This is a genomic window from Spartinivicinus ruber (assembly GCF_011009015.1).
GTDB classification, from domain to species: Bacteria; Pseudomonadota; Gammaproteobacteria; order Pseudomonadales; family Zooshikellaceae; genus Spartinivicinus; species Spartinivicinus ruber.
The window spans coordinates 4,155,763-4,181,124 of the sequence record NZ_CP048878.1; the positions used below are offsets into that span (position 1 = coordinate 4,155,763).

26 protein-coding genes are annotated in these 25,362 nt (G+C 41.4%); 7 read left to right on the plus strand and 19 right to left on the minus strand.

What is annotated here, in order from left to right; translation table 11 throughout:
* Nucleotides 1-410: 410 nt before the first annotated feature.
* The 4 genes from G4Y78_RS18820 to leuC form a co-directional block, all read right to left on the minus strand.
* Nucleotides 411-1,433, minus strand: a complete 1,023-nt coding sequence (locus G4Y78_RS18820) for an aspartate-semialdehyde dehydrogenase (protein ID WP_163834490.1) — start codon at nt 1,431-1,433, stop codon at nt 411-413.
* Between the two features lie 63 nt (nt 1,434-1,496).
* Complete coding sequence (gene leuB, locus G4Y78_RS18825) at nt 1,497-2,576, minus strand: 3-isopropylmalate dehydrogenase (protein WP_163834491.1); 1,080 nt, start codon at nt 2,574-2,576, stop codon at nt 1,497-1,499.
* Between the two features lie 12 nt (nt 2,577-2,588).
* Entirely contained in the window at nt 2,589-3,236 is a 648-nt protein-coding gene (leuD, locus tag G4Y78_RS18830) for a 3-isopropylmalate dehydratase small subunit (protein WP_163834492.1), read from the minus strand.
* 10 nt (nt 3,237-3,246) lie between these two features.
* On the minus strand, nt 3,247-4,668 hold the full coding sequence (gene leuC, locus G4Y78_RS18835; RefSeq protein WP_163834493.1) for a 3-isopropylmalate dehydratase large subunit: 1,422 nt from the start codon (nt 4,666-4,668) through the stop codon (nt 3,247-3,249).
* Between the two features lie 181 nt (nt 4,669-4,849).
* Between leuC and G4Y78_RS18840 the strand changes: the two genes are divergently transcribed.
* Both G4Y78_RS18840 and G4Y78_RS18845 read left to right on the plus strand, forming a co-directional pair.
* The gene (locus G4Y78_RS18840) at nt 4,850-5,725 is read left to right on the plus strand and encodes a LysR family transcriptional regulator (protein WP_163834494.1); all 876 of its coding nucleotides are present in this window, start codon (nt 4,850-4,852) and stop codon (nt 5,723-5,725) included.
* 3 nt (nt 5,726-5,728) lie between these two features.
* Nucleotides 5,729-6,235, plus strand: a complete 507-nt coding sequence (locus G4Y78_RS18845; RefSeq protein ID WP_163834495.1) for a SixA phosphatase family protein — start codon at nt 5,729-5,731, stop codon at nt 6,233-6,235.
* Between the two features lie 182 nt (nt 6,236-6,417).
* Here G4Y78_RS18845 and aroC read toward each other — a convergent pair whose 3' ends face one another.
* Together aroC and prmB are read right to left on the minus strand one after the other, a co-directional pair.
* Complete coding sequence (gene aroC, locus G4Y78_RS18850) at nt 6,418-7,515, minus strand: chorismate synthase (protein WP_163834496.1); 1,098 nt, start codon at nt 7,513-7,515, stop codon at nt 6,418-6,420.
* A gap of 11 nt (nt 7,516-7,526) precedes the next feature.
* Complete coding sequence (prmB, locus tag G4Y78_RS18855) at nt 7,527-8,468, minus strand: 50S ribosomal protein L3 N(5)-glutamine methyltransferase (RefSeq protein ID WP_230425619.1); 942 nt, start codon at nt 8,466-8,468, stop codon at nt 7,527-7,529.
* 104 nt (nt 8,469-8,572) lie between these two features.
* On the opposite strand from prmB, the gene G4Y78_RS18860 reads away from it, so the two are divergent.
* Nucleotides 8,573-9,175, plus strand: a complete 603-nt coding sequence (locus G4Y78_RS18860; protein ID WP_163834498.1) for a Smr/MutS family protein — start codon at nt 8,573-8,575, stop codon at nt 9,173-9,175.
* Between the two features lie 66 nt (nt 9,176-9,241).
* The gene (folE, locus tag G4Y78_RS18865; protein WP_163834499.1) at nt 9,242-9,784 is read left to right on the plus strand and encodes a GTP cyclohydrolase I FolE; all 543 of its coding nucleotides are present in this window, start codon (nt 9,242-9,244) and stop codon (nt 9,782-9,784) included.
* Nucleotides 9,785-9,928: 144 nt separating this feature from the next.
* Here the strand turns inward: folE and G4Y78_RS18870 are convergent, their stop codons facing one another.
* From G4Y78_RS18870 to G4Y78_RS18895, 6 genes are all read right to left on the minus strand, one after another.
* A complete protein-coding gene (locus G4Y78_RS18870; RefSeq protein WP_230425620.1) occupies nt 9,929-10,948 on the minus strand; it encodes a patatin-like phospholipase family protein in 1,020 nt (339 codons plus the stop codon).
* Nucleotides 10,949-10,992: 44 nt separating this feature from the next.
* On the minus strand, nt 10,993-11,898 hold the full coding sequence (locus G4Y78_RS18875) for an alpha/beta fold hydrolase (protein WP_163834500.1): 906 nt from the start codon (nt 11,896-11,898) through the stop codon (nt 10,993-10,995).
* A complete protein-coding gene (locus G4Y78_RS18880) occupies nt 11,858-12,655 on the minus strand; it encodes an alpha/beta hydrolase (RefSeq protein ID WP_163834501.1) in 798 nt (265 codons plus the stop codon). The genes G4Y78_RS18875 and G4Y78_RS18880 overlap by 41 nt, the downstream gene beginning before the upstream one ends.
* Nucleotides 12,656-12,799: 144 nt before the next feature.
* A complete protein-coding gene (gene sixA / locus G4Y78_RS18885) occupies nt 12,800-13,285 on the minus strand; it encodes a phosphohistidine phosphatase SixA (protein WP_163834502.1) in 486 nt (161 codons plus the stop codon).
* A gap of 3 nt (nt 13,286-13,288) precedes the next feature.
* Nucleotides 13,289-13,654 (minus strand): DUF4389 domain-containing protein, encoded by a 366-nt coding sequence (locus G4Y78_RS18890; protein WP_163834503.1) that lies wholly within the window; start codon nt 13,652-13,654, stop codon nt 13,289-13,291.
* Nucleotides 13,655-14,680 (minus strand): NAD(P)H-dependent glycerol-3-phosphate dehydrogenase, encoded by a 1,026-nt coding sequence (locus G4Y78_RS18895; RefSeq protein ID WP_163834504.1) that lies wholly within the window; start codon nt 14,678-14,680, stop codon nt 13,655-13,657.
* A gap of 645 nt (nt 14,681-15,325) precedes the next feature.
* On the opposite strand from G4Y78_RS18895, the gene fabA reads away from it, so the two are divergent.
* Both fabA and fabB read left to right on the plus strand, forming a co-directional pair.
* A complete protein-coding gene (gene fabA / locus G4Y78_RS18900; protein ID WP_163834505.1) occupies nt 15,326-15,841 on the plus strand; it encodes a 3-hydroxyacyl-[acyl-carrier-protein] dehydratase FabA in 516 nt (171 codons plus the stop codon).
* Nucleotides 15,842-15,853: 12 nt separating this feature from the next.
* Complete coding sequence (fabB, locus tag G4Y78_RS18905; protein ID WP_163834506.1) at nt 15,854-17,068, plus strand: beta-ketoacyl-ACP synthase I; 1,215 nt, start codon at nt 15,854-15,856, stop codon at nt 17,066-17,068.
* A 70-nt stretch (nt 17,069-17,138) separates the two neighbouring features.
* Here fabB and G4Y78_RS18910 read toward each other — a convergent pair whose 3' ends face one another.
* Both G4Y78_RS18910 and G4Y78_RS18915 read right to left on the minus strand, forming a co-directional pair.
* Nucleotides 17,139-17,606 (minus strand): hypothetical protein, encoded by a 468-nt coding sequence (locus G4Y78_RS18910; RefSeq protein ID WP_163834507.1) that lies wholly within the window; start codon nt 17,604-17,606, stop codon nt 17,139-17,141.
* Between the two features lie 66 nt (nt 17,607-17,672).
* Nucleotides 17,673-18,482: a substrate-binding periplasmic protein gene (locus G4Y78_RS18915; RefSeq protein WP_163834508.1), complete on the minus strand. Its 810-nt coding sequence runs from the start codon at nt 18,480-18,482 to the stop codon at nt 17,673-17,675.
* 220 nt (nt 18,483-18,702) lie between these two features.
* Here G4Y78_RS18915 and G4Y78_RS18920 point away from each other — a divergent pair, with 220 nt between their 5' ends.
* Nucleotides 18,703-19,887: a hypothetical protein gene (locus tag G4Y78_RS18920; RefSeq protein WP_163834509.1), complete on the plus strand. Its 1,185-nt coding sequence runs from the start codon at nt 18,703-18,705 to the stop codon at nt 19,885-19,887.
* A 534-nt stretch (nt 19,888-20,421) separates the two neighbouring features.
* Here the strand turns inward: G4Y78_RS18920 and G4Y78_RS18925 are convergent.
* The 5 genes from G4Y78_RS18925 to htpG all read right to left on the minus strand — a co-directional run bounded on the left by G4Y78_RS18925 (nt 20,422) and on the right by htpG (nt 25,300).
* Entirely contained in the window at nt 20,422-20,880 is a 459-nt protein-coding gene (locus G4Y78_RS18925; RefSeq protein ID WP_163834510.1) for a DoxX family protein, read from the minus strand.
* Nucleotides 20,881-20,944: 64 nt separating this feature from the next.
* Nucleotides 20,945-21,724 carry an HvfC/BufC N-terminal domain-containing protein gene (locus G4Y78_RS18930; protein ID WP_163834511.1) on the minus strand — a complete coding sequence of 260 codons (780 nt, stop codon included), beginning with the start codon at nt 21,722-21,724 and terminating at the stop codon, nt 20,945-20,947.
* Nucleotides 21,708-22,580, minus strand: a complete 873-nt coding sequence (bufB, locus tag G4Y78_RS18935) for an MNIO family bufferin maturase (RefSeq protein ID WP_163834512.1) — start codon at nt 22,578-22,580, stop codon at nt 21,708-21,710. The genes G4Y78_RS18930 and bufB overlap by 17 nt, the downstream gene beginning before the upstream one ends.
* Nucleotides 22,581-22,588: 8 nt before the next feature.
* Entirely contained in the window at nt 22,589-22,852 is a 264-nt protein-coding gene (locus G4Y78_RS18940; RefSeq protein WP_163834513.1) for a BufA1 family periplasmic bufferin-type metallophore, read from the minus strand.
* A gap of 531 nt (nt 22,853-23,383) precedes the next feature.
* Nucleotides 23,384-25,300: a molecular chaperone HtpG gene (htpG, locus tag G4Y78_RS18945; protein WP_163834514.1), complete on the minus strand. Its 1,917-nt coding sequence runs from the start codon at nt 25,298-25,300 to the stop codon at nt 23,384-23,386.
* Between the last annotated feature and the right edge of the window lie 62 nt (nt 25,301-25,362).

Sequence of the window (25,362 nt, forward strand, 5' to 3'; positions counted from 1 at the left end):
CGATTTCTAAGGAGTCGGGTCTTTCTGCCATACACTTCACGACCAATTATTTGTTTCCCAGTTCCACTTGTTTTGGCGATTTTCCACGTACCTTCCAACTACGTTGGAAATTGCCTTAAAAACAAGTAAATCAATACATTTCCCCCTCGCGATCCATTAATTGATCCCAAACGATGAATACATAAACTTCCTGTGAATGCTGAACGAGCCTGATGAAGAGCAAGCTGTTCGGCAAGCTCAAACCTGAACGCGATTGGTCAATCTGTATATAACTATAAGACACAATGAGCAGGTAAGTAGCCCGCCTACCTGCTCTTTGTCTACTTAGATTTGCAAATACAACAAAAGCCAGCTTCTAGTCAGTTAGACTAAAGCTAGAAATAAGGTTCAAATCGTTAAGTAAGTATCAATTATATATAGTCTTTTATCAATATCTCGGCAATTTGTACACTGTTAAGAGCTGCCCCCTTCCTTACATTATCCGCTACAACCCATAAATTGAGACCTCTGTCACATGATATATCTTCTCTAACACGCCCAACATAGACAGGATCTTCACCAGCGGCTTCCGTAACAGGGGTTGGGTAACCACCCTCTTTGTGCTCATCCAACAGAACAATGCCTGATGCTTTTTTCAGCAGCGCATGTGCTTGAGCCGCTGTTATTTTTTCCTTGGTTTCAATATGGACTGCTTCAGAATGCCCATAGAAAACTGGAACTCGTACACAGGTTGGGTTAACCAAAATTGTTTCATCACCAAAAATCTTTTGGGTTTCCCACACCATTTTCATCTCTTCTTTGGTGTAGCCATTTTCCTGAAAAACATCAATCTGTGGCAGCACATTAAACGCAATCTGCTTTGGATAAACCTTAGCTTCTGCACCTTTAGCATTCAACAAATTAGCCGTTTGTGAGGCTAATTCATTAATAGCATCTTTTCCTGTGCCAGATACCGCTTGGTAAGTTGCAACGTTTATACGACGAATGCCGACAGCATCATACAATGGTTTTAATGCGACCAACATCTGAATTGTAGAACAGTTTGGATTCGCAATAATTCCACATTTAGTATAGTCCGCTACTTTCTCAGGGTTCACCTCAGGTACCACTAATGGTACATTGGGGTCATAGCGAAAATGCGAGGTGTTATCGATTACTACACAACCAGCGGCCGCTGCTTTGGGTGCATATTCAGCAGAAACACTGCCACCAGCGGAAAATAAACCAATTTGCACTTTGCTAAAATCAAAGGTAGCTAAATCATCTACCACAACTGGCTTATTGTTGAATAAAACAGTACTTCCTGCAGAGCGGCTACTGGCTAAAGGGTATACTTTTCCTACGGGAAAATTTCGCTGTTCTAAAATAGACAGCATAGCTTCTCCGACAGCACCGGTTGCTCCAACTACAGCGACATCATATGTTTTAGTCATCTTTAAGTTACTTCCTATTAATTAGTGATTTAACCTATCTGTATTTTAAAATTCAAATATAGGTTACAGCGCAGCAACCACTGCATCTCCCATTCTCTTTGTCGACACCTGCTGGGTATTGGTTTCTTCATTATAAATATCAGCCGTACGCAGCCCGCCAGCCAAAACCTGCTTAACTGCTGCTTCAATTGCATCTGCAGGCTCTACATAACCCAGTGAATAGCGTAGCATCATTGCAATGGATAAAATCGTTGCCAACGGATTAGCCACTTCTTTTCCAGCAATATCCGGTGCAGAACCATGGATAGGCTCATACATTCCTTTACCTTCAGCATTTAATGAGGCGGAAGGTAACATACCAATAGAACCCGTCAACATGGCAGCCGCATCTGATAAAATATCACCAAACATATTGCCTGTTACGATCACATCAAACTGTTTAGGTGCTCTAACCAGCTGCATTGCTGCATTATCGACATACATATGGCTCAGCTCAACATCAGGATAATCCTTAGCAACTTCTTCCATGATTTCACGCCATAAGACAGTAGCTTCTAATACATTGGCTTTATCTACTGAACAAAGCTTACCCTGACGCTTTTGAGCTGCTTCAAATGCTACTTTTGCAATCCGGCGAATTTCAGACTCGTTATACACATAGGTATTAAAACCTTGGCGCTCACCATTTTCTAAAGTTTTAATACCACGAGGCTGACCAAAATAAATACCCCCCGTCAGCTCTCGTACAATTAAAATATCCAGACCAGCAACGACTTCAGGCTTAAGGGTAGATGCATTGGCCAGTTGAGGGTAAAGAATCGCTGGGCGCAAATTACCGAATAATTCCAGCTCAGCACGCAAGCCTAACAAGCCTTTCTCTGGACGCTTGGCCATTTCCAATTGATCCCACTTAGGTCCACCAACTGCCCCTAATAAAATAGCATCAGCCGCTTTAGCTTGAGCTAAGGTTGCTTCAGGTAATGGTACACCCTCTGCATCAATGGCAGCACCACCCACCAAGCCTTCCTGCCAATCAATAGCCAGTTGATATTTATCCTTTACAGCTGCTAGTACCTTAATAGCTTCAGTGACTATTTCAGGCCCAATCCCATCACCGGGTAATACTAAAATTTGCTTACTCATTTAAATGCCTATTTATTTAACTGCACCAAATAACCAAGGATGTTGCTGTTTGTGTTTTGCTTCAAATGCTTTAATTTTATCAGACTTCGCTAATGTAAGGCCTATTTCGTCTAAACCTTTTAACAGACATTCACGACGAAAGTCGTCTACTTCGAATGTAATAACACTGCCATCGGGCTTGGTAATAGCCTGCTGTTCAAGATTGACTGAAAGTTGATAGCCTTCCTGATTCACTACTTCTTCGAATAACTGATCAACCTCATTATCCGCCACCACAATGGGCAAAATGCCATTTTTAAAGCAGTTATTATAAAAAATATCCGCAAAACTTGGCGCAATCACACAACGAAAGCCGTAATCCAATAAAGCCCAAGGTGCATGCTCTCGACTCGAACCACAGCCAAAGTTTTCCCTTGCCAGTAAAATACTCGATCTTTGATAACGCGGCTGATTTAATACAAACTCGGGGTTCAAGGGGCGGTTACTGCAATCTTGATCAGGCTGACCTTCATCCAGGTACCGCAGCTCATCAAACAGGTTGGGACCAAACCCTGAACGTTTAATTGATTTTAAAAACTGCTTGGGAATGATCATGTCAGTATCAACATTGGCGCGATCTAAAGGAGCCACCACGCCAGTTAATTGAGTAAATGCTTCCACGGGTTACTCCTTAGCCAATCGCTCTAATATCAACAAAATGACCATAAATGGCAGCAGCTGCGGCCATTGCCGGGCTGACCAAATGGGTACGGCCACCAAACCCTTGCCTTCCTTCAAAATTACGATTTGAAGTAGAGGCACAGTGCTCACCACGACCTAACTTATCGGCATTCATAGCTAGGCACATAGAGCAACCAGGCTCTCGCCATTCCAGCCCCGCTTCAGTAAAAACTTTATCCAGACCTTCTTTTTCGGCCTGTTCTTTCACCAGTCCAGACCCTGGCACTACCATGGCCTGCTTAATATTCGCGGCCACTTGTTTGCCTTGCACCACTTTTGCTGCTTCCCGTAAATCTTCAATCCGCGAGTTAGTACAAGAGCCAATAAACACCCGGTCCAGTTTGATATCAGTGATTGGCATCCCTGGTTGTAGCCCCATATATTCAAGGGCTCGTTGCATACCTTCTTTCCGGGTTGGATCATTTTCATCTTTGGGATCAGGAACAAAACTTACAACAGGCGCTACCATTTCCGGCGATGTCCCCCAAGTGACTTGTGGTTGAATCTCTTCAGCAGCCAACTCCACTACTTTGTCAAAATGAGCTCCTTCATCAGACACCAACTGTCGCCAACTGGCCACGGCTTGCTCCCACTGCGCTTGATTGGGTGCAAAAGGACGGCCTTTAACATAATCAATGGTCGTTTGGTCAACAGCGACCATTCCTGCCCGAGCCCCTGCTTCAATGGCCATATTGCAGATCGTCATGCGACCTTCCACTGATAATGCGCGTATAGCTGAACCACCAAACTCAATGGCATAGCCAGTGCCACCCGCAGTACCAATTTTACCGATGACGGCTAGCACAATATCCTTAGCAGTCACAAAAGGTGATAACTGGCCTTCTACCTTCACCAGCATGTTTTTCATTTTTTTAGCCACCAAGCACTGAGTAGCCAACACATGCTCCACTTCGGAAGTGCCAATACCGTGAGCTAAAGCCCCAAATGCGCCATGGGTAGAAGTGTGCGAATCACCACAAACTACTGTCATTCCTGGGAGTGTTGCCCCTTGCTCAGGACCAACCACATGGACAATGCCTTGCCGATGATCTTGCATGGCAAACTCAGTAATACCGAAAGACTGGCAGTTGTCATCAAGAGTTTTCACCTGAATCTTCGAAACAGGGTCAACAATACCTTCAATGCCTGCTTGGCGCTCAACAACCGTCGTTGGCACATTGTGATCAGGGGTTGCGAGGTTAGCATCACGCCGCCAAGGTTGACGGCCTGCCAGCCTCAACCCTTCAAAAGCTTGTGGCGAAGTGACTTCATGTAATAAATGGCGGTCAATGTATATTAGGGCCGAACCATCATCTTGCTCGGCCACCAAATGCATCTCCCATAACTTGTCGTATAGGGTTTTAGCAGTCATTTTCGTTATCCTCATCAGAGCCATCAGGGTATATTTGCAGGCCTCACATACCCTGTAATGCTTTTCATATGCCTGTTATATGCTAGGCTTAGCAGTCAAATAAAACAAATTAATAATTTTTAGAGAGTCTATAAAAATCTGGAATACCAAATCGCTTTCATTCGTTTATTGATGACTGACTATGGATACACACTCCCTTAGCGCATTTCTTGCGGTTGCTGAAACCGGCTCATTTTCAGTCGCGGCTGAAAAACTACACCTTACTCAGCCAGCGGTGAGTAAACGTATTGCAGTATTAGAAGAAATGCTTAACGCTAAATTATTTGACCGCGTCGGCCGCACAATTAGCCTGACAGAAGCAGGAAAAGCGCTGCTACCCAAGGCTTATCAGATTATCAGCACCATTGCCGATACCCAGCGAGAAATCCAAAACCTGACAGGCACTGTGGCAGGTACCCTTACTCTGGCAACCAGCCACCACATAGGCTTACACCGACTCCCTCCCTTACTAAAGCAATTTACTTCTCAGTATCCAGAAGTCGCTTTGGATATTAAATTTATTGACTCAGAGTGGGCATACGAAGGCATTCAACAAAGCCTAGTTGAGCTAGCAGTCATTACACTATCTCCCAGCCTTAAAACTAACGTTATTTCAGAAAAAATCTGGGATGATCCACTCGTATTTGTTGCAGCGCCTGACCATCCCCTTACAACAAAAACACTACTTGAACTTGAAGACTTAACCAATTTCAGTGCTATTTTCCCTGGTAGCAATACGTTTACCCATCACATTGTGAAGTCATTATTTAATGAGGCAGGGTTAAATTTAAATATCGCTATGGCTACAAATTACTTGGAAACCATTAAAATGATGGTCGCCGTTGGTCTAGCTTGGAGTGTTCTTCCTCAAGCTATGGTAGACGACAGCTTAAGGATATTACCCTTGAATACACTGCCTATTAGCCGACAATTGGGTTATATTCATCACCCAGAGCGCACGCTATCGAATGCAGCCAAAACTTTTATTAATCTATTGCAGGCAGCTAAAGGAATATAACGAATGAAGGAGCTATTACTGATACGCCATGCTAAATCCAGCTGGAAAGATGACTCACTGTCTGACTTCGACCGCCCTTTGAATAAACGAGGCAAAAAAACTGCACCACTCATGGGTCAGCTATTAGCCGACAAACACTGGCAACCTGATCGAGTTTTTGCCAGCCCAGCTATTCGTGCAAAAGCCACTGCAGAATTAATATTACCAGCGATGGCGATTCCCCCTGATCAAGTCGATTGGCACTCCAAACTTTACGATGCATCAGTTAAAGCCATTTTCAATGTAATTAAAAAAGCACCATCCGCATGCCAACGACTCATGATAATTGGCCATAACCCAAGCATTGAAGAAACCATTCAAGCCTTGGACCCTAAGTTTAACGGTAATATACCCACGTGCTGTGTTACACGCATCCGCTGCAATATTAGTAGTTGGCAAGAAATTAACAACAACTGTGGTGAGGTAATGGATTGTTTAAGACCCAAAGAGGTACTGGTGGAATCGGTTTAGCCATCACAAGTCCTCTTTTCAAAGAGAGTGTCATGAAAGAGCGTTGAAAATAACGCTAGTGCCCAAACTATGGAGTGACAGGCTATTCCTCTACCGCTCTCGAAAAACCTTCCCTGGTGTCTATCAAGAGCTAAAGCAACACCCATGTTGCTAGCGACAGAACACCCTGTCACCACTTGTATTTAACAAATGCTCCCCGGAATTACCGGCGTTGGCGATACCACATCTGCATTTTGTGCCCGATGGCGTAGCCAATGGTCCATCAATACGATTGCTAACATCGCTTCTGCAATAGGTGTTGCTCGAATCCCAACACAAGGGTCATGGCGACCTTTCGTAACAACTTCAATCGGTTGACCATTAATATCCACACTTCGTCCTGGCAAATGCAAGCTGGAAGTGGGTTTTAATGCAATCCGAGCGACAATGTTTTGTCCCGTAGAAATGCCACCTAAAATGCCACCAGCATGATTAGATAAAAAACCTTCTGGGGTTATTTCATCCCGGTGCTCGGTGCCTTTTTGATTGACCACAGTAAAACCATCACCGATTTCTACGCCTTTAACCGCATTAATGCTCATCAAACCATGAGCAATATCAGCATCCAAACGATCAAAAATGGGTTCACCTAAACCAGGCATTAATCCTGACGCCATTACCGTCACTTCAGCCCCAATAGAATCACCTGACTTTCTCAACGCTTGCATATACTCTTCAAGCTGCGGGATTTTCTCAGGATCAGCAGAAAAAAATGGGTTTTGATTAACCGCCCCCAGCTCCACACAACTCAGCTCTATTGGACCTAATTGAGATAAATAGCCTTGAATCACAACCCCCTGCTGGGCAAGGAATTTTTTAGCAATAGCACCTGCTGCTACCCGCATGGCTGTTTCTCTTGCAGAAGAGCGCCCCCCCCCACGATAATCACGGAAGCCATATTTTTGGGTATAGGTGTAATCAGCGTGACCTGGGCGAAACTGATCCTTGATATTGGAATAATCCTTTGAACGCTGGTCTGTATTTTCAATCACTAACCCAATAGGTGTACCTGTGGTTTTCCCCTCAAACACCCCCGATAGGATTTTGACCTGATCAGGCTCACGGCGCTGAGTGGTAAATTTGGAAGTACCCGGTTTACGGCGATCCAGCTCCAGCTGTAAATCTACTTCATTGATTGGTAACCCTGGGGGGCAACCATCAACTATACAACCTAATGCCGGACCATGGCTTTCACCAAAAGTGGTGACTGTAAACAACTTACCAAATGTGTTTCCTGACATTTTATTGATACCTAAACTGCTTTATTAATAGCGGCCTGAAAAGCAGACTGATACCGCTGACAATCTGCGGCACTTAAGACAAAAACACCATGACCACCGTGTTCAAACTCTACCCAGGTAAATGGTACCTGTGGAAACTGCTCTTCCATCGCCCACTGGCTATTCCCTACTTCTACCACTAATAGTCCATCAACGGCTAAATAATCAGCTGCTTTCGCTAAAATTTGTTTTGCTAAGTCTAACCCATCAGCACCTGCTTCTAGCCCCAAAGCAGGCTCATGGTGAAATTCTGCAGGCATGTCAGCCATATCTTCAGCATCTACATACGGTGGGTTACTGACAATGAGTTGATATCGTTGTGTAGGTAGCTGTTGAAATAAATCAGACTGAATGGGCGACACTCGATGGGTGAGTTCATGCTGGTCTACATTGACTGTTGCCACTTGTAATGCCTCAGTGGAAATATCCGTCAAATCGACTTCTGCATCTGGAAACGCATAGGCACAGGCGATCCCAATACAGCCACTGCCTGCGCACAAGTCCAACACTCGCTCCACTTTATTAGCCTGTAACCAAGGGTTAAACTGATTATTAATTAGCTCTGCAATAGGCGAGCGTGGAACTAAAACCCGTTCATCCACGTAAAAAGGTAAACCACAAAACCAAGCCTGATTAACCAAGTAGGCTGTTGGTATTCGCTGTTCAATGCGCTGATGAATTAAAGATGCCACATGCTGTTTTTCTTCATCAGTTAACTGACAATCAAATAGTGCTTTATCAATATCCCAAGGCAATGCCAGGCTTTGCAAAACCAAATGTACAGCTTCATCCCAACCATTATCAGCACCGTGGCCATAAAATATATCCGCCTGATTAAAGCGGCTGTAAGTCCAGCGAATAAAGTCACGGATAGTGGTTAACCCTTGAAATGATGGGGCTTGATGTGGCTGCACAAAAACACTCCGACAAAAAGATAATCTATTTTTAAAGGTAGCCTTGAGAGAAAGCATTAGAGCCGCTATTGTAACGCAATTTATGAATCTTGTATTAAAGCAGTATGCCAAAGCCGCCGAAAAAACCATCTCAACCACCACTACCAGCCAGTGAAATTGCTGAGTTTTTAGCAGCTGTACATGATGTAGACACTGTTTTTCAAGCCATTGCTGTCACTATTCCAGCTGAACTCCCTTCCCCTTCAAATACCCAGCTAGCTAAGCAACAGGCAGCAACCATTGAAACCAATGGAGTGGATGTTGATGGTTTATCTGAGGGTTATGTACCAATTATTGGTCCAGAGGAAAAGGTAGAGTATCATCAAGCGGGAATTCAACTCAGTCATTTTCAACATCTCAAGCAAGGAAAATTGACTATTGATTATCAACTGGATCTACATGGATACCGCATTGAAGAAGCGCGTAAATTGGTGGTTGAGTTTCTAGCGTTCAGCCAACGACAACGCTATCGCTGTGTAAAAATTATTCATGGTAAATCCCACCGTAATTTTGGCAAACGTCCCACACTAAAAAGCTACCTGAATACCTGGCTACGACAACTACCTGCCGTCATTGCTTTTTGCACTACCCCTGCCCATGCTGGTGGTAATGGTTCGATGTTTGTGCTGCTTAAAAAGCCTAAACAAAAAGGACATTGGAAAAACTAAAAAAACACTTTACCCGTTTATTCGCTTAACGTAGGGTATGCCTTCAGATTTTGGCAAGGTTACATCATGGAACAGGCATTTAATAAAATTATCGAAGCCATTGGCGAAGATGTCAGCCGCCCCGGTTTAAAAGACACGCCAGCGCGTGCGGCTAAAGCAATGCAGTTTTTAACTCGTGGCTATCAACAAAACCTTGACGAGGTTGTTAATGACGCATTGTTTCCTTCAGATAATGATGAAATGGTGTTAGTCAAAGACATTGAACTTTACTCCCTTTGCGAACACCACATGCTGCCCTTTATAGGCAAATGTCATGTTGCTTACCTACCTACTGGTCAAGTGTTGGGCTTATCCAAAATTGCGCGTATTGTTGATATGTTTGCCCGCAGGCTGCAAATTCAAGAAAACATGACACGACAAATAGCCGAAACCATTGAACAGGTAACTAATGCTAAAGGCGTTGCTGTCGTCATTGAAGCCAAACATATGTGCATGATGATGCGGGGGGTTGAAAAACAAAACTCGGTAATGAAAACATCCGTCATGCTTGGGCAGTTCAGAAAAAGCGAAAATACCCGTATGGAGTTTTTATCGCTAATCAAAGATTAAAGAAGACAATGTATTTGTTACGTTTCTCTCTTGTTTAGCTTTTTACGTAGGAGGCTGTCGAAAACAAAGAGAATAGAACGATGGCATAGTCTAACCCCCCCCCCTTAAAAAGGGGGGAAGCAGCTTTCGAGCATGCACTTCTGACTACCGCATCACCGCTTTGTTACCATTGCCATTATTTTTCCCGCCATTTTCATGCTGGTGGGCTTCAAATCGATCCAGTACATCCTTAGCAATCACCTGCCCCAGTTGTATTAACTCAGGTCCTTTATGAAACTCATAAAAACGGCAAATATTTTTGGGAATACCTATTAAAATATCCGGTGGATGGGCAGCCAATTTATAACGTGTTAATGCTCCCTGCATGGTTTCCAACGATTCGTTAATAATATCCAGCATGCCTCGTTTTAATACTGGCTCATCAGTTTCTTCTACCACACTAGCAAACTCATCTTTACGAGAATCCCAAAAACCTTGGGTACGCAATTTCAACTGAGCAAACCAACGATCAAGTGCCGTAGGCGCTTGCGGTTGTACGATGATTTGTTTATCGGTAGGTAAATATAGTTCATCATCATCTGCACTTAAATCAACTGCGACAATTAAATCGCTATGAGCAGATACCGTAGGCGCAATAGGTAACGGATTTAATACACCACCATCCACAAATAGTCGTGACCCAATCCGAACCGGTGTAAAAATACTGGGAATAGCGATGGAAGCTCGAATAGCTTCTAAAAGCGGGCCCGACTGAAACCACACCTCCCGTTGCGACTCCAAGTCAGTGGCAACTGCTGTATACGGAATGGGTAACGATTCAATGGTACACTCACCGATCATTTCCCTTAATACATCAAATACTTTATTTCCCTTTAACGCACCTTGGCCCTTTAAGCGTAAATCCAATAATCGCACAACATTAAGAGTATTTAGCTCACTCACCCAAGCTTCAAAATCAGGCAGCTTACCAGCCGCATATATACCGCCAACCAATGCACCCATGGAACAGCCAGCGATACATTTTATTTGATATCCACGACTGGTTAATTCCTCAATCACACCAATGTGGGCATAACCTCTTGCTCCACCACTACCCAATACTAACGATACGGTTTTTTGTGGCTTAGCTATATTAACTATTGCTTCTGCACTGCTCTTTAACAATTTCCACTCCTGCACTTTAAGAGTGATGTAGTATTTTTCACTTTTTAGTTTAGCTCAGACAACCAATGTCGAATTTCTTCTGCAACTCGCTCAACGGTTTCTTGCTCTAAATGAAAGTGGTGATGTCCCGGCAATTGTTTACAGGTGGCAACTGGTATCCAACGAGAAACATATTCCTGTAGTTTGTCAGGAAATAAGCCCTGCTCAGCCACCAATACTAATAGTTTAGCCTGTATTCCTTGAATAAAAGCACCTGCTTGATTTTCTGTTAAACGCCAACGCGAAGGCAATTTTAGACGTGGGTCATAGCGCCAGCGAAATCCACCACCTGAAATGGAAGCCAACCCATAAGCCGTCAATAGCCAGGCAGCTTCAAATGATAACTTACCTTGCAACTGTCTTACTTTAACTGCTTGCCTGACCGACTCATAACTACGTGCTGATTTCACTAAAATAGGTTCTTGCTCTAAAGCTTTCCGTAACTGCTGCGGAGTATCTTGTTCAGAACAAGTAAAAGGAATTAAACCATCTAACAAAATCAGCCGCTCTACATTTTCTGGATAACAACCCGCATACATACCCGAGACTATGGCTCCAAGGGAATGTCCCAGTAATGAAGCCTGTTTAATATTTAACGCCATTAAGATTGAACGTATATCAGCAACATAATCCCAAAGCAAATAAGCACCTTCCCCTGCTCTGGGATCACTTTTGCCATGCCCTGTTAAATCAATGGCAATAATATGTTGATCAGGTAACTTTGAAGCTAATAAAGCAAAGCTAGCAGCATTATCCAACCAGCCATGAAAGGCAATCCAAGGAGCTTTATCTGCAGGCCCCCAAGATAAGCCTGCCCAATGTTGGCCGTGGTGTTTAATCGTAACCGGACGTGCTATGTTTAATGAGTCTTCAATTAGTGAAGCTACCAGGCCGGAGCTGTTGTATTGCATGAATGATTTGTCCTGCTGTACCAGTAGGGTCTTCTAAAGGAAACATGTGGCTGCCTACCACCTCACGCACATAAAATTTACGTTGGCGGCGCATATTAGAAACCTGATGTCGCCTTATTACATTACTTTGTTTTCCGTACAATAACGCAGTAGGCACTTGATAATGTTTACTTAATTTAATATGGGGAACTGTCCGGTAGATAGAAAGTTCTATTTCTGGGTTATACCGTAATGCAACACCTGTCTTATGGTCAATTAACCCATACTGTACATAATCGTCTAAGCATTGTTCTGCAAACTGAGCAAATAACGACCGTTTAGCAAAATACTGTTTGGCATCTGAGCGGTTTGACCACAAAGCCCTCCTTCCTTTAGTGCGACCAGCAGGGGTAATTTTATCTATTAAACCTAATCGCTTAGCCATACTAACGACGGAGCAATCCAGAGCGGTCAGCACAGGAGAGTCAAGTAAAATGACCGCCTTAAACAGATGGGGCTGCTGGTCTGCCGCAAACGCCGAAAGCACCCCACCTAGTGAGTGGCCAACTGCAATAATAGGTCGTTGATAGCGCTGCTTAATGGTTTCAATTAGCTCATCAACCAGCCCTAACCAATTATCTGCAACGGGAAAACAAGGGTTATGGCCATGCAAAGGTAAGTAATCGACACTAAAACCCCTGTGTTCCAATGCTTGAAATAACGCTTGATAGGTTTCCCCTGGAAAACCATTAGCATGTGAAAAGTGAATAGGTGTCAAGAGACAGCTCCGCTAACCATACAACCATTTAAAACAAATGTTAGCTTACAACCACTCAGCCTTGCTTCAACTTTTTTTGACTTATTAGTTTATTTAGTCAGCTTTTGGTTGAAAATTAGTAAAAATTGGCGACCTGCTGACCTGCTAAACCCGAAACTGTTTAAGTAAATCACAGCAACCTGCAGCAATTACCTCAGTTTCCAGCGCGATAACATCCGCAGTCATAAAGGTCAAAGACCGCCGCTGGTGGCCTTCAATTAATAAGCTTGTTAACACTGCCACCAATGGTAGGTGGCTTACCAATAATAAACAGCCAGTGTCCCACTCACGATTGTCCTGCTCTACTTGCTTATCTAATGCTGTCAACACAGCTGCTGGAGAGTCATTAGGCTTTAGTGAGTTTATTGTGGTTACTTCAACAGTGGGACACAATACCTGAGCCATTAACTCAGCGGATTGTTGAGCACGTTTCAACGGACTGACAAAAATATGGCTTGGAATCATCCCCTCAAGGCATAACTGGTTAGCCTGCTGCTGTACCTGCTGTATACCCTTTGCAGTTAACTCACGTGCTGCATCTGGAATAGTCATGGCTGCCTCTCCATGACGCATGATTAATAGTCTTATCATTACTTATTTAGACTCTCCTAATCCTTTATCAGCAGCTGACTGTTTATCTTCTGGTGGCTCTTCTTGCTGAGCTGAAGACTTATTTAATGCGGCTGAAGACTCTGGCCAATCCTGAAAAGGAAAAGGTTTTTCATCCGTTTTATAGGTAACAAATTGCAATATTTGAAAAATAAACTGATTCACGCCTCCCACAAACTGCGTTAGTTTTTGATTTGGTGCACCTGTAAACAAAGCAAATAACACTTGAATGATGACGATAAAAAGCACTACCAGCTCCGCCACTTGATAAGCGATGCCATATAACACAATAAACAGCAATCTTAGCCATTGTGAATCGGACTTTATGTTTTGCTTAATGGACTGATCCATTTACTGCCTCACTAATAATTCTGTGACACTGAAGTCAACATCTGTCTTTTGTTCCCCAAGCATTAAGCTACGAACCACTTTTTCAATAGGCTGTTTCATTACCACCACTTCATACAGGCCTGAAACCATTGGCATATAAACACCTACTTGATCAGCCTTATCTTTTACCAACTGTAGGGTATTAACACCTTCTGCCACCTGCCCCAACGCTGTTTCAGCTGCTTCCAGCGATTTACCCTGGCCTAATGCCACCCCCACCTGAAAATTACGGCTCAATGGCGACATACAAGTCACGATTAAATCGCCAACACCTGCCAAACCAATAAACGTCATGGGGTTGGCCCCCATATGAACAGCAAAACGGCTCATTTCCGCTAAGGCTCGGGTAATCAGCATACTTTTAGTGTTCGCACCCATCCCCATTGCTTCAGCCATCCCTGCAACAATGGCATAGATGTTTTTTAGGGCACCACCCAGCTCTACACCAAACATGTCGTCATTGCCATATACCCGAAAATAGTCGCAATGTAAGACTGACTGAACCAACTGACGTAACTCACTGTCACCACTGGCGATGACTGTCGCCGTTAGCCCTTTAGCCATAATCTCTTTTGCTAGATTGGGTCCACTGAGCACCCCCACGCGCGCATTGGGAATTTCTTGCTGAAGAATTTGGCTCATCAGCATAAAACTTTGTGCCTCCACCCCTTTAGTGGTGCTTACAATACATTTACCCGCCAGGTGTTGCTGTAGTGGATGAATCGTCGTGCGAAATGCCTTACTGGGAATAGCGATAAAAACCAGCTCTGCATCTGCAGTTGCTTGAACAAGGTCTGTTGTAGCAACCAATTCAGGGTGTAATGGATAGTCTGGAAAATACCGGCTATTAATATGTTGCTGATTAATATGGTCGGCTAGTTGTTGATCACGCAACCATAATGTCACTTGATGCCCATTATGGCATAGGATATTTGCAATGGCGGTACCAAAACTACCACCACCTAATACTGCAACTATTCGCTTCATCTGCCGTTCTCTTTTATATAGGCTTAGAGGGTTATTGGCTTAGAGGGCTTTCTGATAAACAGTTAGTTTCTCTGGTATCTCAAGCATAACACAGTTGCGGCCTGCTTTTTAGCAAGGCCGACACTAATGAGTATACGACTGTCTATTCATTAACCGCCCCAATCAACAATTTAAACAGCTGTTTTCATTCCAGCCTAGCGCTGACAGATTAATTGTTATAAATTGCAGGCCCTAACTACTATTCATTACAGGTAGAAACAACTTATTCACTATGAAGACTATTTGCTGTCACAACTTAACTCGCTGTTTGTTAAAAATCGATCAACTATACGGCTTATAATAAGTAATATATGTGACAACCAATGGCCTGGCTAAACCAAGATAATCATGATGTCAGAATCATTAATTGTGTTTTAGTTAGATTAAAAAGTTACAACCCCCATTAATTCCACTGACATTTAGTGATATACTGGTACTCCATGAGGAAAGCAATGAATAGTGACTCCCCTACAATATGCATATCATTATTTGAGTTAGTCATCCCACTTAAATTACCCTTTAAGCTTCATGGATTAACCTGACTTATTGCCCAGATAACCCCAGATAAACATTGTTGTTGTATTGAACTTAGCTTAGGTATAGCGAATGACCCGTAAACATGCTTTTACCCATGAAGAACTGCTCCAATGTGGCCGTGGCGAATTATTCGGTCCGGGTAATGCACAGCTGCCAACTCCTAATATGCTGATGATTGATCGAATCGCCCATATTGACGAAGTAGGTGGAGCCTATGGCAAAGGCGAAATTATTGCTGAACTGGATATTAACCCTGACTTGTGGTTTTTTTCCTGCCACTTCCCTGGTGACCCAGTCATGCCTGGCTGCTTAGGTTTAGATGCAATGTGGCAATTAGTAGGCTTTTTCTTAGGCTGGAAAGGCTTTCCTGGTCGTGGCAGAGCATTAGGGAGCGGTGAAGTGAAATTTACTGGCCAAATTTTACCAACCCACAAAAAAGTCACTTATCATATTAACCTTAAACGGGTTATTTCTCGCAAATTGATTCTTGGTATCGCTGACGGTAGTGTAAGCGTAGATGGCAAGCAAATTTACACAGCCGAAGGTTTGCGAGTAGGCTTGTTTACATCCACTGACTCATTTTAAGGCTAGCGAAACATGAAACGAGTAGTGATTACCGGCTTAGGTATTACCTCTTGTTTAGGTAATGATAAAGAAGCGGTTCTTAAATCGTTAAAAGAAGGCCGTTCAGGTATTAAGTTTAACCCTGTTTATAAAGAAATGGGCTTTCGTAGCCATGTTGCAGGCACTGTAGATCTTGACTTGAGCGAACATATAGACAGAAAAAGAATCCGTTTTATGGGCAAAGCAGCAGCCTTTGCCTATTTAGCCATGGAGCAAGCAATTGCTGATGCTGGCCTGTCTGAAGACCAAGTGTCCAACCCACGTACCGGCTTAATTGCAGGCTCAGGTGGTGCATCATCCGAAAATATCGTTGAAGCTGCAGATATTTTACGTGAAAAAGGCATCAAACGGGTTGGCCCCTATCGGGTACCCAGAACTATGGGTTCAACAGTTTCTGCCTGCTTAGCAACGCCTTTCAAAATTAAAGGTATCAACTACTCAATTACCTCTGCTTGTGCCACTAGCGCACACTGTATTGGTAATGCAGTTGAACAAATTCAAATGGGCAAGCAGGATGTTGTTTTTGCTGGTGGTGGAGAAGAAGAGCACTGGTCTCAAACTGCCTTATTTGATGCTATGGGCGCCCTTTCCACTAAATATAATGACACGCCAGAAAAAGCCTCACGCCCTTATGATGCTAACCGTGATGGCTTTGTTATTGCTGGCGGTGGTGGCATGGTGGTGGTTGAAGAACTAGAACATGCACTAGCTCGTGGAGCCAAAATATACGCAGAAATCGTTGGCTATGGTGCAACATCTGACGGCTATGACATGGTTGCCCCATCAGGGGAAGGCGCCATTCGTTGTATGCAGCAAGCCTTGGCCACCGTTGACACCCCAATTGATTACATTAATGTACACGGTACCAGCACACCTGTTGGCGACATCACCGAAGTTAACGGCATGAAAACCGTATTTGGTGATAAGCTGCCTAAATTTAGCTCTACGAAATCGTTATCCGGCCACTCATTAGGTGCTGCTGGCGTTCATGAGACGATTTATAGCTTGCTGATGATGGAAAACAACTTTATTGCCGGTTCCGCCAATATTGAAACACCAGATGAAGGCGTCAGCGAATTACCATTAGTCACCCAAGCAGAAGCAGCAACCTTGACTACTATCATGTCTAACAGCTTTGGCTTTGGTGGTACCAATGCTTCATTAATACTACGTAAATACGAAAAGTAACAACACCATACAAACAAAAATATCTACAGACTAAAAAGGCAAGCGACTCAAAGCTTGCCTTTTTTATTGGTTATTTCTCTTTTATCGCTTGGTTTGATTTACCACAGAATGCAAATGATGAGAATTTGGCTTTATTTTTTCGATATGCCTTTAAACACTTGGCAGGAGAACTAAACGCCTGAACATTTAACTCTTTATTCACTACCTCAACCAAATAATTATATTTAAAATAGGAACGATTGCCTCGCCAATCCTCAAAAAATTGATTACTTGTTACACAGCGATAATCTGCCGTATAACTGGCACCTCCTCCAACTGGCCTGAGTACATGAAAAATTTTATCCCATTCTCCTCTTTGGCCTTTTTGCAACTCTTCTTCACAAACCGCATGATTTGCAATTTTATCACTACGAAAAAAAGCAGCCTGGGCATAACTGGTGCCTTGCAACTGAAACTTACCGACAATATAAACTTGCTGATCTGCCGCCAAAGCAACATTTAAACAGCCACCCAAAACAACACTTAAACACCAACGCATAATCTAAGACATCACTTTTAACCAAAACAAACAGCTGTATTATAACTTAATAAATAAAAACTATCCTTATTTCAGCCACTTATCTACAATTTCTTGGTATTTACCACTTTCTTTTAATGCTTTTAGACGTTTTTCAAACTCCATTGCCACCTTTTCGATCTCAGGATACGTAGACTTCTTCACAAACGGCATAGGGTAAGGTTTTGAGTACAACGCAACATCATAGTAGCTAATATCCTTATTAAGCCCCAGTAATTTTGCTGTAAATTGTCCAATCACTTTGTCAGCAGTAAATACATCGATTCGGTTAGATGCAAGCTTTTTAAAATTGACTTTTATATCAACAGCTCCTTTTAGCTGTTTATTTAATAAAGACACTTTAGATTCATCATACTCTGTCGAGCCATCTTGATAAGGAAATGCTTGCCAAAAACTAGGATGATAAGAATTACCATTAATAATCCCTACCTTCAAATCCTTTTCAATAACAGTTTTATAGCCATCAAATTGACTGAGCTTATTAGCAGTATTATTGAAGAATACAAACTCACTCATCCACATATGCTCTTTTGGATAAATCAAATAAGGTACTCTTTTTTCTTTAAAGCTTGTTGAGAAAACCGCATCAGCTTTACCTTCTTCAACCATACTCCATGCTCGCTTCCATGGCAGCATTTTAAAGGAAACTGGGATTTTCATCTCCTTAAAAATATAGGTAGCGATATCAACATCAATACCAACAACTTCATCACCATCCTTAAATTCAAATGGAGGCCACTCTTCTCCTACAATCAACAGCTCTTGCTGAGCATTGGCAAAACCTACTCCCAAAATGGCGTAATAAGCTAATAAACTAAATAAAAACAACCTAACCATCTTAATCACCTACAGTCTGTAACAGCTTGATAATATTGATTAAGAATAGCCCAAAGTAACATTACCATTGATGCCTTTATTCAAAATAATAGCTTTCATACCAAGTAACCATGAAAGCACTGACGCTCATGACTTAATAGATAAAAGCAAAGTTATGATAGCTTGATGGAATAGTGCTATTGTTATTTTAAGCCAACCTTGCTTAAAACATAATACGCTTATGTCAACAGAAAATAATGATGATGAAACCAAACAGGACGTCGAACGACTAAAAGAAGAAGTCACCAAGCTAATCGATGATATCGACCACTCTTACTATCGCATACCCAAAGAAGAATTTGAAAGCATTACCGTATCCAAAATCACCAGAGATGTAAGTGAACAACTCAACAAACGAATCTCAACTTGGCGTAACTGGATTGGTATAGCAATAGTTGTATTATCATTTTTTGGCATTAATCAAATTCCAAAGCTTATATCAGAAATAAAAGATGAAATAAAAAAGGAAATTGCAGAAAAAATGGATGAGCACACTAAAAAGGCAGTTGAACCATTAGAAGACCGTATTAACTATAAGTTAGATACTATCCATGAACAATATAAAGCTCTTCATAGTGCCCAAGAAAATATTTTTCCTAAAGTCATCAGCACTGTCCAGGAAACAGCTAAGACTGCCACAAACAAAGAATTTGAAAGTATTAAATCACAATTACTGAGCCTACAAAAATCGGCATTAGAAATTGAAGTTGAGAAACTGATGGCTAATATAAAAGCAAAAAAAATCAGTTACTCTGCTGCAGCCAAAAAATTTAAAAATATGGAGAGCAGAGCACTTGAAATACGAGACAAAAGCTTTTTTCCTAAATTTATAGATAACTATGTTAAAGTATTAGTCAATGCTGAGCAGTGGATTGAAGTTCATAAATTACAAACAAAATTTGAAAAAGACTTTAAGTTCTCCTACTACACTTGGGTAAATATTGCCATTGCTGATATGTCATTATATGAAAAAAGCCACTCTCACCTCTATAAAGAGCGTGCTGTATATGCTTACCAGCAAGCGTTAAATTTACTACCAGACTATGGCACACCTTATGCTGTAAGACTAATTATTCATATGATTGACTATAGTCGTACAAGTAATAATGATGTAAAAGATCATGAAAAATCTGAAGCATTGAAGTTGATTAACAGCATAAATGCAGGCAGGGATGTCATCACCTCCTACGAAACCTACAACTATTTAAATCGCATGAAAAGCGACCGTTACTTAAAAGACTTTATTTTAGACTTAGAATCACTCTTTCCTACCGAAATGACTATAATGAAAAGCCGCTACCAACAAGAGCTTGATTATATTAACAAGAAAAATAAAAAGCCAAAATCCAGCAAGAAGTTGAGTTGATTCCTCCTAAAATAAACTCCCATGCCTACAATAAATGGCTTATAAAGATAGGATAAATTGAATCTCAAACCTTTCTAAAGTATAGCAGCTAATACCTTTTCCTAAATTGTCAAGCCGTAAAGTACTCAAAGCTCTTATCATTAATTTCTAACTTGTCGATGATCTGAATTGCATCAAAGTTTGAAATAGGTATCATACTCCTCTTTTAAAACGTGGTGGAAAAAGTCACCACACCAGGAGACAAGCCCCAAAGGACGACCCACGAATTATACTGAGCTACCAGAGGGTACCATTGCTGGTTATTGTTGGATATCTTTTCGTCTAATACAGCCTGCTCAGTTGAGTAACAACCAAAACAGTTGTGAAAAAAGCTAGCAATTGATTAATACAGGCACTCCAACAAAAGCTACTTGCATTAAGTCATCCAGTAAAAAGTCTGTTCAATTTTAACCTTATATGTAATGAGTTGTTTGTAACTTCTTTCCAACTACTCATAAAAAAACCGGCCTAAAGCCGGTTTTTTTTAAGAAATAATTAATTTATCCCCTGCTTCCATTTCTTCCATAAAAAGTGATCAATTGAAATAGCACCACCCCCTCTCATCCATAAACTGCCGAATATTATCATCCAGTAATAGTGATCAGTAGAGTGACCTTCTGAACCATAGGGGAAAATGAATAATTCAATTATCAGAGTCATTAACAATAGTCCAGCAGCTGCAAAGCGGGTCCCTAAGCCTATTATTAATAAGACTGCTAGCCCTAGTTCTGCAGCTGTTGCTATATAGGCAGCAATATCATGTGGCAGTATTGGTACATCATACTCATACTCAAATAAAACCAATGTAGAATCCCAGCTATCCAGTTTGGTTTGTCCTGATCGCCAAAATACCAAGCCAACATAGATGCGCATAATTAAATCAACAACTGGTGCAAACCAAGCATTAGATACACAGGTCAGTTGCTGCCAGCCTTTTAAAATTTTTTGCCACATAGTCTCTCTCCAAACAAAGCCATTATATACACTTCGCTTCTGCTATTTTTAATATTCTATAAAACTAAGCTCTAACAGGTGCTATCTCACTAAATATCCCTTGCAGGATATATTGCTGGAGTATTTCACCAATATTAAAGTGTTCATCCTCATCTAAAGCAGCTTGAATACTATTATTAAAAAAATTGCCCGCATTAACAGCATTCAAAAAGCTATATTCTGCTTTAGTTAAGGGTTGTATTGAGAATTTATCTTTTTCTCGCATGATTAATAAATAAGTTTCAGACTTATTTATTTTATTATCAACAGAGTGATCAACACCTGGCTGGTTAGCTTGCCAAATATCAAGCACTGGGTATTCTGAATCTATCAATTTCACTGACGGCGCTAGCCTGATCATTAAGTCTACAACCGATTCATCCGCTAAAGCACCTAAAACAGCTATATCTAAAGTTTCCGTTTCTGGGCTTAAAAATGCCGTATGGGTCGCCCACTCCAACTTGGCCACTTCAGCTAAATAAGGATATTCCTGCAATAATGGGTGCTCTGTAAGAAATAACGAAAACGCTTCCCCGTAGCGATTAATATTAGCTTCTATTGGTGGATACTGTTTAATATAGCCATGGGCAATACTCTTAAACCGCCCTTCTCCCATTATTTGATTAAGCACCCGATAAGTGCTTTGTAATACCTGCGTGATATTGGCAAAATGATTCTGTTGATAGATAGCTAATTTTTCAGTTATATTGCTTGTTAGCGATAGCTCTGAAAACTCTTTTATTGCCGCACCATTCTCACGAATGCTCTCTGAAAATAGGTGCAGCCAACTATGCAGCGTACTCATAATTAAGTTTTAAATATTTATTTGCTGTTTCAGCTTCACCCAATAATACAGATAACTCTGGTAACTGGGTATCCCATTCAATCAGGGTGGGAATATTGCCTAATAATTCCAACGTCTTTTTATACAACTCCCACACTTCATCAACAACTTTGTCACCATGATGATCTAATAGGAGAGTTTCATCGCCCGCTTGTATTTGCTGATGGCCTGCCAGATGAATTTCTTCTACTAATTGTTTAGGAATATTTTCTATATACTCCCAGGCAGAAAATTTATGATTAAATGCATTAATATAAATATTATTAATATCCAACAAAATACCGCAGCCACTGCGTTTAGCGACTTCTGCTAGAAATGCCCATTCTGGCATTTCATTATGTGGATAGTTTAAATAGCAAGAAACATTTTCAACCAATATTTTCCTGCCTAAATAATTTTGCACTGTATCAATACGCTCTACCACATGCTTAACAACTGCTTCTGTTTGTGGTAGCGGCAATAAATCCTGTAAATAAATATTATTTTCCGACACCCAACATAAATGTTCTGAAACCAAACCCGGCTGAAAAATCTCAACTATTGTTTTTAACTGTTGTAGATGTTGTTTATTAAGCGAATCCGTTGAGCCTAATGAAAGCCCCACCCCATGCAAGCTCAGTGCATAGTCCTGCCTGACTCCCATTAAAAACTCAAAAGGTGGTGTATTCATCTCAAAGTAATTTTCTGAATGTACCTCAACCCAGTCAATACTAGGCTTTGTTTCAGCAAATGCCTGATGATGGGGCTGCCTCAGTCCAATGCCAGCCGTTGCCGGGATATCCCGGCAACGATTGAATACTTGTTTCTCAAGTAACATATTGAGAATTAACCATCTACACTTTTCGGTTTACCAACGCCTCCATTTTTGGCTTCACACTCTGACTTAGCCATATATTTCCATTCATTAGAATCATTATCGGCTTTTGCCTGGCCTGCACAGGAATGGCCATTAGCAGCACAATCATTCTTGCCAGCTTCAATCACACCATAACATTTAACTTTTTTCTCACCCGCAAGAGCAACATTGGAAGCAGCAGATAGTGCAACTAATGTACCTAAAGCGACAGACAAGGCTGCTGTTTTTTTCATGATAAACTCCTAAATTTCATATTTATGTAATGGGATGGTATTTTATTCATTAGTCACACTCGTGTCTAATCCCTACAATATTAGTTCACGATTACCATCTCGTAGTTTAAGACCTGCCCCTTTTAGATTTACTTTCAAATAAACTTAAAACTGTTATTGGAATCACAAAGTGATTCTTAATAGCAAAAACATATAATAAACAAAGTCAAACATGACAATGCTTATAGAGAACATTAGAAATACCTAAAAAAGATTATTGAGTATTTAATCAGTGTCTTACAGTCAAATTATAAAACTATGCTTCCTATAAAATTTTATTGAAGATTTATTTTAACGATAAATATCTACTTATTATTAATACTACAGAAAGCCTAAAATATTTTTCGCTTACTCAAAAAAATAACCGACAAGTAAATCTTCTATAAAAAAATATTTAATTACCTTTAATTTAACAATAAAAAAAGCCACCTCTAAAAATAGTAGGTGGCTTTCTGTGTTAAGCTAAAACTGTTTTATTAGGTCATCAATCCATTAATTAGACAACTCCAACAACAGTTTATTTAGCTTATGTACATACTGAGCTGGATCATCTAAATGACCACCAGCCGCCAAATTGGCTTGATCAAATAGAACCTCTGTTAAATCATTAAAGCGATCCACATCTGCTTCATTATGGAGTTTTTCTACCAACGGATGCTCAGAGTTAATTTCAAAAGTCGGCTTGATTTCAGGCACTGCTTGACCCGCAGCCTCCAATACTCGGCGCATTTGAGCCCCCATATCGTATTGCCCTACCACCAAACAAGCAGGTGAGTCTGTTAAACGATGAGATATTCTCACCTCAGCGACTTTATCACCCAAGGCTTCTTTCACTTTTTCAACCAAGTCAGCCTTTTCTTTAGCGACTTCTTCTTGAGCTTTTTTCTCTTCTTCAGTATCCAGCTTACCTAAATCAAGCTCACCTTTAGCAACATCCACTAACTGCTTACCATCGAACTCACCTAGCTGTTGCATCAGCCACTCATCGATTCGATCATGCAGTATCAGCACTTCCAAGCCCTTTTTACGGAAAACTTCCAAGTGAGGGCTATTACTTGCTGCATTGAAAGACTCACCGGTAATAAAATAAATCTTGTCTTGATCGTCCTTCATCCGGCTTATGTAGTCTTCTAACGACTGGTCTTGCTCTGCTTTATTAGTGTGAGTACTACTAAAACGCAACAGCTTGGCGATCTTTTCTCGGTTAGTGTAGTCTTCTGCTGGGCCTTCTTTTAGCACCTGCCCAAAGGCTTTCCAGAAAGTCGCATATTTTTCTGCATCTTTTTTCGCCAGTTTTTCCAACATATCCAATACCCGCTTAGTTAAAGCGCTACGGATAGAATCAATTTTGCTGTCTTTTTGCAGAATTTCACGGGACACATTCAATGGTAAATCATTTGTATCCAGCACACCTTTAACAAAGCGTAAATATAGAGGCAAGAACTGCTCAGCCTCATCCATGATATAGACCCGCTGTACATAAAGCTTCAGGCCATGCTGGGCTTCCCGATTCCACATATCAAATGGTGGGTTGGCAGGAATATATAGAAGACTGGTGTAGTCTAACTTACCCTCAACTTTGTTGTGGCTCCAAGTTAGCGGCTCACCAAAATCATGACTAATGTGCTTATAAAACTCTTTATACTCATCATCAGAAATTTCTGTGCGAGGACGAGTCCACATCGCCTTAGCGGTATTAATAGTTTCGTCTTTTGGTTCTTCTTGAGCCTTTTCTTGGTCTTTTTCTTCATCACCTGTTGGCATCACTTCTTCTTTCATCACCACAGGGATAGCAATGTGATCAGAATATTTACGAATAACACTGCGTAACCGATAGCCATCAGCAAAATCAGTTTCTTCTGGTTTTAGATGTAAGGTTACTTCGGTACCACGAGACGCTTTTTCTACCTCTTCGATAGTGAACTCACCTTCCCCAGCAGACTCCCAACATATTGCAGCCTGCTCACCTGCGCGACGTGTGGTCAAAGTGACTTTGTCTGCCACAATAAAGGCCGAGTAAAAGCCAACCCCAAACTGACCAATTAGCTGGGCATCTTTTTGCTGATCACCAGTCAGAGACTTAAGAAACTGAGCTGTACCAGACTTAGCAATTGTCCCTAAGTTCTCAATCACTTCTTCGCGAGTCATACCAATACCATTGTCACTGATGGTAACGGTCTTAGCTTCTTTGTCATAACTGACTCGCACTTTCAGATCAGAGTCACCTTCGTATAAATCAGCATTGGACAATGCTTCAAAGCGCAATTTATCAGCAGCATCAGAAGCATTGGAAATCAGCTCACGAAGAAAAATTTCCTTATTTGAGTAAAGCGAATGAATCATCAAATGAAGCAGTTGCTTTACTTCGGTTTGAAAGCCTAGCGTTTCTTTTTTAGTTTCCACTGTCATACCGACTAATACCCATTTTTCACAATACAAAAGATAGTTACTAACAAGGTTAAATACAGCTG